Source organism: Halovenus marina, assembly GCF_051414115.1.
GTDB lineage: Archaea > Halobacteriota > Halobacteria > Halobacteriales > Haloarculaceae > Halovenus > Halovenus marina.
In genome coordinates this window covers 1,016,101-1,029,454 of sequence record NZ_JBLKNZ010000001.1, presented here as the reverse complement: position 1 = coordinate 1,029,454, position 13,354 = coordinate 1,016,101, and the positions used below count along the sequence as shown (strand labels likewise).

The 13,354-nt window shown below is 64.2% G+C and carries 14 protein-coding genes; 7 read left to right on the top strand and 7 right to left on the bottom strand.

Annotated elements, in window-relative coordinates; all coding sequences use genetic code 11:
* Positions 1–10 precede the first annotated feature (10 nt).
* Positions 11–1,168, top strand: coding sequence for a S1C family serine protease (locus ACMGFL_RS05255; protein WP_436934485.1), 1,158 nt, complete (start codon positions 11–13; stop codon positions 1,166–1,168).
* 18 nt (positions 1,169–1,186) lie between these two features.
* Here ACMGFL_RS05255 and ACMGFL_RS05250 read toward each other — a convergent pair whose 3' ends face one another.
* From ACMGFL_RS05250 to ACMGFL_RS05230, 5 genes are all read right to left on the bottom strand, one after another.
* A complete protein-coding gene (locus ACMGFL_RS05250) occupies positions 1,187–2,050 on the bottom strand; it encodes a hypothetical protein (protein WP_436934484.1) in 864 nt (287 codons plus the stop codon).
* Positions 2,047–3,222 (bottom strand): DNA primase small subunit PriS, encoded by a 1,176-nt coding sequence (priS, locus tag ACMGFL_RS05245; protein ID WP_436934483.1) that lies wholly within the window; start codon positions 3,220–3,222, stop codon positions 2,047–2,049. The genes ACMGFL_RS05250 and priS overlap by 4 nt, the downstream gene beginning before the upstream one ends.
* Before the next feature lie 57 nt (positions 3,223–3,279).
* The gene (locus ACMGFL_RS05240; protein WP_436934482.1) at positions 3,280–3,762 is read right to left on the bottom strand and encodes a GNAT family N-acetyltransferase; all 483 of its coding nucleotides are present in this window, start codon (positions 3,760–3,762) and stop codon (positions 3,280–3,282) included.
* 76 nt (positions 3,763–3,838) lie between these two features.
* Positions 3,839–4,429: a plastocyanin/azurin family copper-binding protein gene (locus ACMGFL_RS05235; protein WP_436934481.1), complete on the bottom strand. Its 591-nt coding sequence runs from the start codon at positions 4,427–4,429 to the stop codon at positions 3,839–3,841.
* A 101-nt stretch (positions 4,430–4,530) separates the two neighbouring features.
* Positions 4,531–6,990 (bottom strand): heavy metal translocating P-type ATPase, encoded by a 2,460-nt coding sequence (locus ACMGFL_RS05230; RefSeq protein ID WP_436934480.1) that lies wholly within the window; start codon positions 6,988–6,990, stop codon positions 4,531–4,533.
* A 102-nt stretch (positions 6,991–7,092) separates the two neighbouring features.
* On the opposite strand from ACMGFL_RS05230, the gene ACMGFL_RS05225 reads away from it, so the two are divergent.
* The 4 genes from ACMGFL_RS05225 (at position 7,093) to polX (ending at position 10,245) form a co-directional block, all read left to right on the top strand.
* The gene (locus ACMGFL_RS05225) at positions 7,093–7,425 is read left to right on the top strand and encodes a cupin domain-containing protein (protein WP_436934479.1); all 333 of its coding nucleotides are present in this window, start codon (positions 7,093–7,095) and stop codon (positions 7,423–7,425) included.
* Between the two features lie 79 nt (positions 7,426–7,504).
* The gene (locus ACMGFL_RS05220) at positions 7,505–7,912 is read left to right on the top strand and encodes an archease (RefSeq protein ID WP_436934478.1); all 408 of its coding nucleotides are present in this window, start codon (positions 7,505–7,507) and stop codon (positions 7,910–7,912) included.
* 91 nt (positions 7,913–8,003) lie between these two features.
* Positions 8,004–8,456, top strand: coding sequence for a DUF5788 family protein (locus ACMGFL_RS05215; RefSeq protein WP_436934477.1), 453 nt, complete (start codon positions 8,004–8,006; stop codon positions 8,454–8,456).
* A 52-nt stretch (positions 8,457–8,508) separates the two neighbouring features.
* Entirely contained in the window at positions 8,509–10,245 is a 1,737-nt protein-coding gene (polX, locus tag ACMGFL_RS05210) for a DNA polymerase/3'-5' exonuclease PolX (RefSeq protein ID WP_436934476.1), read from the top strand.
* A 30-nt stretch (positions 10,246–10,275) separates the two neighbouring features.
* Here the strand turns inward: polX and ACMGFL_RS05205 are convergent, their stop codons facing one another.
* The gene (locus ACMGFL_RS05205; protein ID WP_436934475.1) at positions 10,276–11,037 is read right to left on the bottom strand and encodes an SDR family oxidoreductase; all 762 of its coding nucleotides are present in this window, start codon (positions 11,035–11,037) and stop codon (positions 10,276–10,278) included.
* Positions 11,038–11,128: 91 nt separating this feature from the next.
* Here ACMGFL_RS05205 and ACMGFL_RS05200 point away from each other — a divergent pair, with 91 nt between their 5' ends.
* On the top strand, positions 11,129–11,575 hold the full coding sequence (locus tag ACMGFL_RS05200; RefSeq protein ID WP_436934474.1) for a DUF5615 family PIN-like protein: 447 nt from the start codon (positions 11,129–11,131) through the stop codon (positions 11,573–11,575).
* An 88-nt stretch (positions 11,576–11,663) separates the two neighbouring features.
* Positions 11,664–12,146, top strand: coding sequence for a DUF5797 family protein (locus tag ACMGFL_RS05195; RefSeq protein WP_436934473.1), 483 nt, complete (start codon positions 11,664–11,666; stop codon positions 12,144–12,146).
* A 23-nt stretch (positions 12,147–12,169) separates the two neighbouring features.
* Here the strand turns inward: ACMGFL_RS05195 and ACMGFL_RS05190 are convergent, their stop codons facing one another.
* Positions 12,170–13,219, bottom strand: a complete 1,050-nt coding sequence (locus ACMGFL_RS05190; RefSeq protein WP_436934472.1) for a DUF5787 family protein — start codon at positions 13,217–13,219, stop codon at positions 12,170–12,172.
* Positions 13,220–13,354: the final 135 nt, after the last annotated feature.

Sequence of the window (13,354 nt, the reverse complement as noted above, 5' to 3'; positions counted from 1 at the left end):
TGATCGGGGTATGAACGATTCGCGGATCTCACGGCGGCGGTTGCTCGCCGCCGCTGGCGGACTCCTCTCTGCCTCAGTCGCTGGCTGTCTCGATTCTGCGCCGACGATCGAAACCACGCCAGCCACGAGCGACCGACAAACCCAAGACGCCGGGTCCGGCGGATCCTTTCCCGAGACGTTCGACCGGCCCGAACAGGCAGGTGAACCGCTCCCAACAGATTCCGAGTTCACGAAAGTGTACCGGGAGGCGGTCGACTCTGTCGGGGCCGTTCGCGTCGAGCAGTACGGCGGCACTTCGGGGGGCACTGCGTGGGTGTACGACGACGACTACATGGTGACAAACGACCACGTCGTCAGGGATGCAACCGCAGTCTACGTCTGGTTCACCAACGTTGGCTGGCGGGAGGCGAGTATTGTCGGCCGAGATGTTCACAGCGATCTGGCCGTCATCTCCGTCACCAAACCCCCAGCAGAGGCGACACCACTCCCGATGGTCGACCAACCCCAACCCGTCGGAACCGAAGTGGCCGCAATCGGCAACCCCTTCGGGCTGACTGGATCGTTCACCACGGGCGTCATCAGCGGGCGCAATCGGACAATATCGATCCCCGGACGGTCGTTTTCCATCGCTGACGGCGTCCAGACGGACGCGGCGCTGAATCCCGGTAACAGCGGCGGTCCGCTCGTGACACTCGAGGGGAATGTGGTTGGCGTGATAAGCGCCGGACAGGGCGACAACGTCGGCTTTGCAATCTCTGCGGCGATGGTGAAAAACGTCGTCCCTGAACTGATCGAAACCGGCAGTTACGAACACTCCTACATCGGTGTGGACTTGCGAAACGTGACCCCCGAGATCATCAAGGCCAACGACCTGCCTGTCTCCTGGGGCGTGTACATCAACGAGGCGCTGAACGGGACACCAGCCGACGGCGTCCTGCGTGGCTCGAACGACCCACAGGGTGTCAGAGCGGGCACTGCTCAGCCGATCGGCGGTGACGTCATCGTCAGGATGGACGACTGGTCGATCCCGAACCGCGAACGGCTCTCTGCTTTTCTCGCGCTCGAAACCGAACCCGGCGATACGATCGAAATCGAGGTAGTCAGAGACGGGACGCGACAGACGTTCCAACTCACGCTGGGCAGTCGGCCGACCAGCACGAACCCCTGACGACTCCAGCCCGCTCGATCAGTCTATCTCCTTTGCGACACCGCGTTCGAGCAGCGGCGGAACGTTCGTCGAAGGAAGAGTTACAACGTCGTTTTCGGCCAGGTCGTACTCCCGGTCGTCGAAGCCGACGAAGGTATCGATGTCCTTGGTGATCCGAACCGTCTCGCGGCGCAGGTCCGCCGTAGTCGCCTGTCCGCCGTCCTTTCTGATCGGTGGGTCCGCCTCGGGAGTCGCTGTCGACTCGTCGCTCTGGTCGCCCATCAGATCGGCCGCGGAGACGCCGGTGTCGGCCGGTTGGTCCGGCGGAACGGGGGTCTCGTCAGATGCTGACTGCTCAGTATCCGGAGGTTGCTCGTCGGTCGGTTCGGGCGGAACCGCTCGGGATGTGCTGTCCGTCGCGGTATCGCGTTCCGGATCGACGCCAGATTGCGTCTCCGTCTCGACCGGGGATGAGTCACTCGATCCGACTCCGGAGCCGTCCACCGGGGCGGACGACTCGCCCGCGAGCACGTCGAGCACGTGCTCGCGGTTGTCCTTGATGTCGGTGACGAGCGTCTCGAACAGCGCCTGTTCCTCGTCGGTCATGCCCTCGGACTCGGAGGGAAGATCGGCGGCGGCAAACGAGGCGGCCTTGACGATTTTGCCGACGCGCTTCTCGTAGATGGCCTCGACAGTCTGTTCGGCGGTCTTGATCTCGTCGGTCAACTGGTTCACTTCGGGAGCGTCGAAGGGGTCGTCCGCGCGCTCGGCGGCGCGCTCGCGCTCCTCGCGCAGTTGCTGAATGAACTCGCCAGCGTCGGCGTAAAACGACGCGCGCAACTGCTGGAGCTTGTCGGTCTGGCGCTCGCGGTCGCGCACGGACTGCAGTTCGTCGAGATTCATTCTTTGGCCTTTTCGGCACGTCCCCGACTCATCAGGAACACGCCGAGGTACTCTGGAACGGTAGCAACACGCTCCTCCAGTGTAAAACTATCGCCATCGAGTTCGACCACCCCGCCGTCTGTCACTTCGATCGTGATGTCGTGGCCGCGGAACGTCTCCGGGATGGCGTCGACGAGCGGATCGAACTCGTCCAGTTTCGACCGCTCGACCGGGCGCACGGCCAGTCCGCTCCCGCCGTGGAGGCTTCCCGGCAGGCGAATTAACCGATTGGTGTCCGTCGAGACGGGTTCGTCGATGGGGGCCTGCTGTGCCTCGATGACGTCGCGCGCGACCTGCTGTGCGAGCGTGTCGAAGACGTTGTGCGCGGAGAGGTTGCCACGCTCGATCTCGACGAATCGGTCCTGTGTCAGGTTGTAGGCGGCCTCGGCACGCCCCTCGCCGATACCCTCGTAGGTCTGGAGGCGTTCGAGCGCCTCCGATTTCGGGCTGTCGCGGACCGCTGCGAGAAGGTCGAGCAGTTCCTCGTGGACCCGTGCGCCCCAGCCACCGTCTGTCGGTAGGTAGCGGTTGCTGGCCGGGCTCTCGCGACCCACCGATCCGGCGACAGTCTCCTCCTCCACGAGTCTGTCGAACTCCAGACCGATCCCGCGGACGTAGTCGACGATTTCGCGGCGCGCGTCGCTGTCGAGACGCGCGACGCTGTCGTCGCGAACGTGGACGTGATAGCCCCGACTCCCGGAGAAGACCACGTCAAGTTCCGCGAAGGCGAAGTCGTCTTCGAGAAAGGAGAGCAGACGGAAGAGTGCGTCCTTGCAGGTGTCGAGCATCTCGGCGTAACTATCCGACGGGTCGGTCCCCGGAAGGTGGTCGGCGTCCAGATCGAAAATGAGATCTGAGGATCGCCAGCCCTTCTGGTCCATCGTGGCCGCGCCGGGGTCGTCGTAGCGACCGGCCGAGAAGTAGACGTGGCGGGGACGCTCGCGGGCGAGAAACTGCGACAAATCGCCCATATCGAGCATCGCGTTGTGGCGGACGTAGGTCTCGCCGGGGCCCTCGGTCCAGGGAACGTAGCCCCACTCGCGTTCGTGTGCCTCCGGCGGCGGATCCACACCTGCCCGGCGGTAGTAGTCGCCAAAGCGGCCGCGCAGATACGCCCGTGTCCGCTCGTTCACGCTCGGTCATTCTCCGACCGGCACAATATGACTTGCGCTCGTGGCGGTTGGATATCGCTATCGACCGAGCAGATTCGCCAACCGGTCGCGGATCCCCTCGTGTTCGCCGAGTTGGAGATAGTAGGCGTCGCCGCCGTCCTCGTAGTAGTTGTCGATACGGCGCTGTACCTCGAATCCCAGCGCCTGATAGAACTCGAGTGCCTCCCGGTTCGTGGTTCGGGCGTGGCAGGTGACAGTCGTGTGTTCCTCGGCAACGTTCGCGATCAGTCGCTTGCCAAAACCCTGGCCGCGATAGTCGTCTGCAACAGCGAGAAAGAGAATGTACCCGTCGCGGCGGACGGCCGCGAAGCCGATCAGTTCGTCAGTGTCGGTTTCGACGTAGAGATACACCGTCGAGCGCTTGTAGGCGCTCGCGAAGAAACTGCGGCGCTGTCGGAGCACACCCCGGGCGTGTCTGATCTTCTCTTTGAGTCGCCAGGCCTGGTCGAGATAGTCGTCCTCGCCCGGCTGTACCACCCGTCGCTGGATGTTGACACTCACTACCTGAGGATATACGTAGCGAGCATATTAATTCCTCCGTCCACGCCGCCGACGGGTTATCGGGGTGAGAGCGACGCTATCCGGAGAACTCGTCCCAGGAGACGCTACCCTGGTCGACGATGGTCTGGCTGTCTGGTACGTCGCCGTCTGGTGGCATGCTGCCTTCGGCAGGGCCACCGGGTTCGCCGACGACGATGCGGCCGACCATTCCGAGCGTCTTGTGCGGGATACAGAAGTAATCGTAGGTGCCAGTCGTCTCGAAGGTGACTTCGTGGGTCGCGCCCTCTCCGGACAACGTGCCGCTGTTGAATACAGTTCCACCCTCCGGGATCCGGGTCGTCGTGGCCGGACCGTTCCCCTCGCTGTAGGCCGTCGCCGAGTGTGCCCCACTCACGTTCTCGAACGTAACCGTGGTGCCTGCTTCCACGTACAGGCCAATCGGGTCGAAGAGGTAGTCGCTACCCTCGGTTCGCATCTCGACCGTCGCAGTCCCTCCGCTGCCGTTTCCGTCCGCTGGCGTTTCGGTCGGTGTCGCACCGTCGTCTCCGTTCCCGTCGCCGTCGTCACCGTCTCCACCGTCGTCCCCGTCACCGCTACAGCCAGCGAGGCCGACGACACTTCCTGTTGCAACGATTCCAGCCGTCTTGAGCAGTTGCCTGCGCTCCATGCCAAAGGATTAGCCTTGGAGAATAAAGAGTGCCGGGGGATTCCCAACATCTGAAAAACCCCCGTTATTTGACGTGCGTCTATACGGGTTCTCGACGAGAGTCACACAGACCGGAGCGAGCGTGTGGCGTTTGCCGCGAGCAGGCTACCAGTCACGACGACTGCCGCCATCGCACAGAGGGGATTGAAGAGTCCGAGAAGCGCAAGCGGAACGGCAATCCCGTTGTACGACAGCGCGAGAGCGGTGTTCTGTCTCACGCGACGTCTGGCCGCCCGCGCGAGACGGAACGTCGTGTCGACAGCGTCGAGATCATCGTGTTCGATCGCGATATCGGCCGCATCGGAGGCGATTGCCGTCCCGCTTCCGAGGGCGATACCGAGGTCGGCCTGCGCGATCGCCGGTGCGTCGTTGGTTCCGTCACCGACCATCGCAACTGACCCCTCCGTCTGCAGTCGACGGACAGTCTCCGTCTTTCCGGAGGCGGGAACGTCTGCGAAGACGTGGTCGACATCCTGATGTTGACCGAAGAACTCGGCGGCGCGCTCGTCGTCACCGGTCAGAACGACGATATCCCGCTCTTGCTCACCCAGTCTGGAGATAGCCTCGTCCCAGCGCGCTCGGGGCCTGTCACCCACAACGACGAGCGCCTCTGCCCGGCCATCGCGCCCGACGAGCACCGGAATGCGACCGACGCTGCGCGCCGCTGAAACCTGTGCCAGTAAATCGTCGCCCACGGTCCAGCCCTGTCGCTCGAACAGGTCGGGATGGCCGACGAGCACGGTCGTACCATCGACGGTCCCGCGAACACCTCTCGGATGAGTCTCGAAGTCCCGGACGCGCTCGTCCCCGTCCGGTTCGTCGACAGCGGCCTCGGGTGAAAACTCGGTCGCGATGGCATCCGCGGCGGGATGAGACGCTCGCTGTTCGAGGAGTGCTGCCGCAGTCAGGAGTTCATCCGGTCCGCTCGACTCGACGACGGTCATCTCGCCAGTGGTCAACGTTCCGGTCTTGTCGAAGACGACGGTGTCGACCGCCCGCAATCGCTCGAAGATGGTCTCGTCGAAGACGATGATCCCCCGACGAAGCGCCGCCTCGATCGTCGTAGCGACCGAAAGCGGCGTCGCGAGACCGAGCGCCCACGGGGTCGCCACGAGCAGGACCGTCAACGCGCCGAGCAGCGCACCGGTCGGGTCCCCGTCGACCAGTTCGACTGCTCCGACGAGAACAGCCCCGGCAACGAGCACCGGAATGACGTAGCCAGCGATCCGGTTTGCCCGTCGCTGAATTCCGTGGTCGGCGCTCTGGAGTCCCCAGACGGACGTGAGCAGTCGGTCTACCCCGCTCGCAGCGCCGTCAGCAACCCTGACGGCGGCCCCGTCCCCGGTGACGACCGACCCGCCGACAACCTCGTCGCCGTGGGATTTCACGATCGGGAGCGACTCGCCCGTGACGACGGCCTCGTTGACCGTACACTCGGGGCTTACGAGTGTCCCGTCTACAGGGATCCGCTCGCCTTCGGAAACGAGTATTCGGTCGCCAGCCGTCAACTCTTCGACGGGAACGGTCGTCGTCGTGCCGTCTGGATGGGAGCGCTGTGCGTTTTCGACCTGCGAAATCGTCAGGTCGGTCAACCGCGCCATCGCGCGCCGTTTGACCAGCGATTCGTAGAAGATTGCTGCAACGACGACAGACGCGATCACGACAGTCAGGTCGAAGTACACGTCGGTGCGACCCAGAACCATCGCAATCGGACTGTACAGAAATGCGCTGCCGATCGTGATCACGGTGAGCAGTTCGGTCGTCGGCTGGCGAGTTCGGATGCTGACGTACGCATCACGGAGCAAGGGGAGTCCAGTGAAAAAGAGGACGACACCGGTCAGCCCCAGAAAGAGCGGGACGACGAGGACAGCACCGCCCTCGTCGAAGCGAAAGGCATCCTCGAACATCGTGAGCGACCCTTCGCCGAGTAGTTCGGACAGGTGCGCGGGGTACGCGAGAACGACGTACGTGAGCAGCAGAAAGGAGCCAAAGAGCACGCCTGCGGCGTACCGATAGCCCAACAGGTCGTCCAGTTGCCGGTCACCGCGTGCGGCGGCGGCGTTCGAATCGATGGGGGCATCACTTCGTGGGACTGCCGTGTAGCCAATCGTGCTGAGTCGCTCACAGAGCGACGCCTGTGAAATCTGGTCGGGGTCGTGGTCGACCCGAACTGTTTCGGTAACGTAGCTCGCTTCGGCATCGATGACCCCTTCGCACTCTGTCGCACGCCCTTCCAGAAACGACTCACAGGTGGTGGTGTGCATCCCATCGACACGAAGGAACGACTGTGTCCGGTGTTCCTGGGTGCTATCGGTCGCGTTTGCCGCTTCAGTCGTGTCTGGCGACTCCGCCGTCTGCCGCGTCCCATCGACTGCTGTCGTGTCAGCGACACCCAACGTCTGATGAACAGTTCGACAGCCTGTCGAACAGAACGACTCGTCGGCCGCGCGAGTGCCCGATTCGTCCGGTATCGTCCGCCCACAGAGGGCACACGTCTCTGGGTCGTCAGAGTCACTGTCCACGGGTTATCCCCGATAGACGCTCCGGCGGCATTAAGTCCAGCGACCATCGAAGAGACCGAAGTATTCATCGGTACTGGAGCCGATATCTCCTGTCGAGACCAGATGAGCCACGTTTCCACGACCGAGTTAGTCGAACAACTCGACCAGACAGACCAGAACTATCTGGAGGTGCTGAGCGAGGAGTCGATGAGCGTCGAACTCGGTCGGTATCCGAATCCGGAGCCAAAGACACCGCACAAGTCGGACGAACTGTACGTCATCATCTCCGGGTCCGGGAAGGTTCGCGTCGGAAGCGACCGGTATCCAGTCGAGGAGGGCGACGTGGTCTACGTCGAGCAGGGCGTCGAGCACGACTTCTTCGACATCGACGACGAAATCACTGCCCTGATCGTGTTCGCGGGGTCTGAGGACTCCGTGCTCGGCCGCGGCCCCTGACTCAGGGCCGACGATTTTCCAGTATCGTGTGAATCAGCGAACGCAACGCTTTCACGCCCGTCACCCGTGGTGGGAGGCGATGAGCTTCGAGTTGCGTGACCACACCGCCGACGTGGCAGTCGAGGCGACGGGTGCGACGCTTGGAGAGACGTTCGGGGCCGTCGCAGACGGGATGGCGGCGGCGATGTGTGACTCGATTCCGGCAGGCGGCAGTCACCACGAGGTGACCGTCACCGCCGAGAGCCTCGACGCCTTGCTCTTTGACTACCTCGACGAACTCATCTACGAGCGCGACATCCGCTCTGTGCTGCCGGTCGACAACACCGGAACAGTGTCCGAAGCCGAGGAATGGACGTTCGAGGGGAGCTATCGCGGGGTAGACCTGCGTGACGTTACCGCCAGAGACCTCAAGGCGGTCACCTACTCCGAGATGGACATCTCCGAGACGGCGGACGGGTGGCGCGCGTACGTCGTCTTCGACGTGTAGTCGCTCCCAAGACAACACCGCGACACCAGACCTCACAGCGTGACGGCACGCCAGACGACAGAGCGAAGTAGCAAGCGCGGCTACCAGTGGTATGGAGGAGTTCGAGCGAAAGCGTCTGCTCGAACGGATCGAACGCGAGGGCGCGACCATCGGGGCGGAGATCCCCGACGCCATCCAGATCCAGGGCGAGGAGATCAATCTACAGGAGTTCGTCTTCGAGATTCGACGGCGCGACACGATTCCCGCTGGCGAACGCGACCGCGTCGAGCGAGCGAAGAAGAACCTCAGGCGCGAGCGTCTCCAGCGCAAACAGCGGATCGAAGACGAACAGATGACCGTCGAGGAGGGCAAGCGCCTCGCTCGGTCGATAATCGGCATCGACCGGGCGCTGAACGAACTCCAAACGCTGGACCCGCCGGACATCGAGCAGGAGGCCCAGCTAGAGGAGACGAAGGACCGAAAGCGGTGGATGCAGTTTCTCCGGAAGGCGCTCGGACACGCCGACGACTCCTCGGGGCACGGTGTCACCGGCCGGAAAAAGTAGGGGAGTGTGTCGAAAAACCAGTCATTATGGGCGTCCCGGCCCAGTCTAACCTATGAGCCGCAACGACGAGGTGGCGACCCACTTAGAGGAGTTTGCGGACCTGCTCGAAGCCGACGGCGTCGAGTACAAGCCCCGGGCCTACCGGCGCGCAGCCGAGAACATCCGCGACCACCCCGAACCGATCGAAGAACTCGCGACAGAGGGGGCCGACGCCGTCGCAGAGATCGACCAGGTTGGCGACGCCATCTCCTCGAAGGTCGTCGAGTACATCGAGACCGGCGAGATAGCTGAACTCGAGGAACTACGGGACCAGCTCCCGGTCGAGATGGACGCGCTGACTCGCGTCGAGGGCGTCGGCCCGAAGACGGTTCGAAAACTGTACGATGCACTCGAGATTACGGACCTTGACGACCTCGAATCGGCGGCACACGCCGGGAAGATACAGTCTATCTCTGGATTCGGGGCAAAGACCGAGCAGAACATTCTCTCGGGAATCGACTTCGCCCGGACCGCCCATCAACGACAGTTGCTCGGCGACGCGTTGCCGCTCGGCGAGGCCGTTCGCGCGTATCTGTCAGAGTGTGACGCCGTCAGCCAGTGTGACCTCGCCGGGTCGCTCCGGCGGTACAGACCGACCATCGGCGACGTCGACGTGCTGACTGCAAGCGAGGACGGCGCGGCAGTCATCGAGGCCTTCACCGAGTGGGAGCGAGCAGACAAAGTCATCGAGGCGGGTTCGAACAAGGCGAGCGTCCGTGCCGAGGACGTCAGAGTCGACCTGCGCGTCGTCGATCCCTCGGAGTTCGGCGCGGCGCTCCAGTATTTCACCGGGAGTAAAGACCACAACGTCGCAGTCCGAAATCGCGCGCTCGACCACGAGTACAAGGTCAACGAGTACGGCGTCTTCGACGTGAGCGACGTCGATCCGGAGGCCGGACAGCGGGTTGGAGAACGGATCGCGGGCGAGACCGAACGCGGCGTCTACGAATGTCTGGGGATGGCGTGGGTACCGCCGGAACTCCGCGAGAACCGCGGCGAGGTCGAGGCCGCGGCAGCGGATTCCCTCCCCGACCTCCTCCAATCGGATGACGTTCGCGGCGACCTGCACGTCCACACCGACTGGTCGGACGGGCGAGAATCAATCGAGGAGATGGTGCAGGGCGCCGAGTCGTTCGGCCACGACTACGTCTGTGTCACCGACCACGCGACGGGACCGGGCACAGTCGGTGGGGTTGGTCTCGACGACGAGCGACTGCGTGACCAGCAGGAAGCCATCAGAGCCGCCGCCGAGACGGTCGACATCGACGTGTTCGCGGGCGTCGAGGCGAACATCGGGACGGACGGGTCGGTGTCGGTCGGGGACGACCTGCTCGCGGATCTCGATATCGTCGTCGCCTCGCCACACGCCGGTCTGGACGGTGACGGAACCGACCGGCTGGTCGCGGCGGCAGAACACCCCGACGTGGATATCATCGGGCACCCGACCGGTCGACGGCTGAACGAACGCCCCGGGATGGACGTCGACATCGAGCGACTGGCAACCGCGGCGGCCGGGGCCAGAACCGCGCTCGAAATCAACGCGGACCCACATCGACTCGACCTGGCGGGACGGGCCGTACAGACCGCCATCGATGCGGGGGCCACCATCATCATCAACACCGACGCACACCGGACGAGCAGTTACGAGTTCATACGATACGGCGTCCACACCGCGCGCCGTGGCTGGGCCGAACGGGGCGACGTGCTCAACGCCCGCGACGCCGACGGCATCCGCGAGTTCGTCGAGTGAACGCCGTCAGAGGCAAGCGCGATAGTCCGCTCAGAAGCCACCGAACTTGTCCCGCCGAAAGAGGTCGAGTTCCGTCACGGCGTCGGGCGGGTCCTGACGCGCTGCGAATGCAATCGCCTCGGCGACAGTCTCTGGTTCGGTCACCTCGTCGGGGTCGAACTGCTCCGTGAATAGCTCCTCGTTCGGCGTGAACTCCTTGCCGAACTTCGTGCGCACCTCCGTGGGGTTGATGACCGAGACGCCGACGTCGTCGTCACCGACCTGTCCGGCGAGACTCAGTGCGAACCCGCGCGTCCACCACTTGGTCGCCGCGTACACCGGGTTTCCCGGTCGGGGATACTGCCCGGCGAAGCTTCCGACGAAGATGAGCGTCCCCTGCGACTCGCGGAGATGCGGGAGCGCCGCCCGCGCCGTGAAGAACATCCCGTCGGTGTTGACGTCCATCACCGTCCGGTACTGCTCGGTGTCGAGGTCCTCGACGGCGACGCCGGGTTCGGTGCCGGTTCCGGCGTTGTTCACGACGACATCGAGCGCGCCGAAGGCATCGACTGTCGTCTCAGCCAGCGCCTCGACGGCAGATTCGTCGGTCACGTCGGTCGGAACCGGGAGGGTATCGACGCCGTATTCGGCTTCGATATCGTCGGCAATCTCGTGCAGTCGCTCGGGTCGGCGCGCTGCGAGAGCGACGTTCGCGCCGTCGCGTGCGAGCACACGAGCGGTTGCACGGCCGATACCAGCGCTCGCGCCGGTCACGAGCGCCGCGGTTTCCGAGAGGGGCGTCTCACTGGTCACGGCAGACAGTTTTTCCCGGTGGACATAAAACTAGAAGCATGGAACCGCTCCTCGCCCCACGGGCCGAATCGACCGTCTCCGCTGTGTCTCGATGAGTCGTCTCCTCGTGGATACGATGCTCGGGAGACTGGTCGCGTATCTGCGGATGTGTGGCCACGACACCGTCTACGCGCTCGACGAGGGAATCGAAGCCGACGGCGAAGTGCTCGAATACGCCCACGAGACCGGTCGGACGGTGATAACTCGCGACGAGGCACTCGCCGCGAGATCCGAGTCGTCGCTGTTGATCGAGTCACGCGACATCTTCGATCAGTTACGCGAACTCGAAGCGGCGGGCATCCAACTCGAACTCCCGGCAGAACCGACGTACTGTGGGGCCTGTAACGGTTCGCTCACCGCCGTCGCACCCGACGACCGCACGCCCGAGTACGCCCCCGATCCGGTCGCCGAGGATGTCTGGCGCTGTCCCGACTGCGGCCAGCACTTCTGGAAAGGGAGCCACTGGGAGGACGTCGCCGAGACGCTCGACGATCTGTGATGGGGTCGAGGGTCAGCGAGTGAGAGAGCGTGACACCCCAGAGTCGGATCCGCAACGCGGATTACGCCCCTGTGAGTAGTCGGGCATCATGACACTTTCGGAGGAGGAACGAGAGAGACTCTCCGACATCGTCGAACTCCAGCCGACGAAAAACAGCGAACTGCAGGAGCGGTGGGGGATCGAAAGCGGAAGCGACCTGCACCGGTATCTCGAAGACCACCTCTCGGAGTACTACTACCGCAACGAGAACAGCCTCATCTGTGCGACACCCGCAGGCGAAGCGCTCGTCAACGGGGAGGCCGTGACAGAACAGGTCGTCAGCGGGTCACCGCTCCACGAGCGCGTGCTAGCGGCGCTGCCCGGCCCTGACGAGACGCCACAGAGCGTGGTCGCGACGCTACAGGGGGTACGCGACCAGCGCGAAGACGACGAGGATCCGGACGTCGACGAGGTTCGGTCGGCGCTGCACGACCTGGTGGACAGAGGGGTCGTCGAACGCGTTCGGAAGACGGTTCCGACCTTTCGTCTCGCCGTCGAGCGGGAGACGATCACCGTCGAAACCGACGAGTAAATTCAGGCGACTGGCGCGGCAGATCACTGGGGCGGTTCGGGCCGATGCCGGTCGCGCTGTCTGTCGAGCAAACGAGCGATTGCTGCGCCCGGTCCGCCCGAGATGGGCCACCCGTCCTGTCGCCAGACTGGTGGCTCTGGCTCGAACTCCGGGCAGGACCCGGCACACTCGGCCGAAGTCTGGTGTTTCTCTTTTGCCCCACAGGACGGGCGCGCCACGGCCTCGCAGGGGCGCAACTCGAAGTGCCGACAGTCCGAACGCATCGTCTCCAGATAGGCGCGCCAGCCTCGTTCGTACGCTCGCTCGGCAATTTCGAGGCGCTTTCTCGCCTTCCACTCCGGGTCGGCGTACTCGAATCGGCAGGCAGAGGCGTCGTAATCCCCACCCGTGGGTCGGTCGAGCACTCTCGTTCCGGGTTCCTCGACTGCGAGCGCGCGGGGTTGCCACGCCACGTCGACGCTCTCGGCCCCGCGCTGTCCCGGGGTGACGGTGAGAATCCCCGCCTCGACCGGACGGTCTTCGAGCAGGATTGGCTCGACGCTGCCGGTCGTCGCGGCGGTTGCGACCCACACCTCGTCTGCGAGTGCGAGTGCAATATCACGATAGAGTTGGTCTGTCAGCGCCCGTGCGGCGCTGGCGTTCAGGTCAGGCTTGTTCTCGATAGCCACGATCCGTTCGACCCAGTCGGGGTAGGGCCACCGTCTGCGGAGTTCGACGCGGCCGTTCGCGCCGCTTCGCGTCTCGATCAGGTCCCGGTCTGCGGCGCGATGGACCGCCTCGCGAACGTATCGCCACGGATACCCCGGGTCGGGCAGACAGTCCCGATACCACGCGAACTCGGCGGGCGCGTTTTCGACGACGTGGAGCAGGTCCGAATCCAGCCGTGTCTCCCCGAACCGAGCGCGTTCGGCGAGTCCGCTGGGGTCGCACTCAATAACGACGGTGTCCCAGCGGCGGCGGCTGGTGCCGAGCTGGCGCGCGACGATGATCGGAGCAGCACGGCGTCCCTCCGGCGGCCAGTGGTGTTCGGCCCACTGGCAGACCTGCAACTCGAACCCGAACTCGGATTGCACACTCGAAACAGAAGGTACGCGGTGTTGAAGGTTGTGCCGTCGGCGAGATTATCGGTCGTCCTCGACTTCGGAACAGTACGCGAGGTGTCGCGGGAGCGTCGTTATCGACTCCCCGCAGTACGGGCATCGATCGGG

Bases quoted from the DNA above. Each gene is read 5' to 3' on its own strand.
- ACMGFL_RS05195 (WP_436934473.1), top strand. From the start codon at position 11,664: ATGACACTTTCGGAGGAGGAACGAGAGAGACTCTCCGACATCGTCGAA.
- ACMGFL_RS05255 (WP_436934485.1), top strand. From the start codon at position 11: ATGAACGATTCGCGGATCTCACGGCGGCGGTTGCTCGCCGCCGCTGGC.
- ACMGFL_RS05250 (WP_436934484.1), bottom strand. From the start codon at position 2,050: ATGAATCTCGACGAACTGCAGTCCGTGCGCGACCGCGAGCGCCAGACC.
- polX (WP_436934476.1), top strand. From the start codon at position 8,509: ATGAGCCGCAACGACGAGGTGGCGACCCACTTAGAGGAGTTTGCGGAC.
- ACMGFL_RS05220 (WP_436934478.1), top strand. From the start codon at position 7,505: ATGAGCTTCGAGTTGCGTGACCACACCGCCGACGTGGCAGTCGAGGCG.
- ACMGFL_RS05215 (WP_436934477.1), top strand. From the start codon at position 8,004: ATGGAGGAGTTCGAGCGAAAGCGTCTGCTCGAACGGATCGAACGCGAG.
- ACMGFL_RS05200 (WP_436934474.1), top strand. From the start codon at position 11,129: ATGAGTCGTCTCCTCGTGGATACGATGCTCGGGAGACTGGTCGCGTAT.
- ACMGFL_RS05235 (WP_436934481.1), bottom strand. From the start codon at position 4,429: ATGGAGCGCAGGCAACTGCTCAAGACGGCTGGAATCGTTGCAACAGGA.
- ACMGFL_RS05225 (WP_436934479.1), top strand. From the start codon at position 7,093: ATGAGCCACGTTTCCACGACCGAGTTAGTCGAACAACTCGACCAGACA.